General features: G+C 60.5%; 1 protein-coding gene. It reads right to left on the bottom strand.

Going from position 1 to position 337, the window contains the following annotated elements:
• Positions 1–280: flagellin (locus tag B447_RS21630; RefSeq protein WP_269745270.1), on the bottom strand; the 280-nt coding region annotated here is incomplete at its 3' end.
• Positions 281–337: the final 57 nt, after the last annotated feature.

Here is a 337-nt window from a genome sequence, read left to right as displayed (position 1 = left end):
TCTGCAGGTTGGCGATCGTGGTCTCGAAGCGCGACTGCAGGGCGCCGAACTTGGCTCGCTGACCATTGACTGCCGCCAGGGCAGAGTCGACGATCTTGAGCGCCTTGGTCGCATTGTCGAAGGTGGTGACATCCAGCGAGGCGACGGACTGAAGGCTGGAACTAACCGCCGCTGAAGTCAGGACCGAGTTCACAGTTCCGGTCGCCGTGAAGGACTTTTCGGAGTTGAGTGAGACTGTGCCGGTGAGGCCGATGTTGACGTCGGCAGCGCCTGTTGCCACCAAGTCGCCTGCGCCAAAGGAAACGGTGCCTGCATTGACATTGCCAACGACCGTGTT

The organism is Thauera sp. 27, from assembly GCF_000310125.2.
GTDB classification, from domain to species: Bacteria; Pseudomonadota; Gammaproteobacteria; order Burkholderiales; family Rhodocyclaceae; genus Thauera; species Thauera mechernichensis.
Note: the sequence above shows the minus strand (reverse complement) of the source record. Positions and strands in the feature narration are given on the sequence as shown.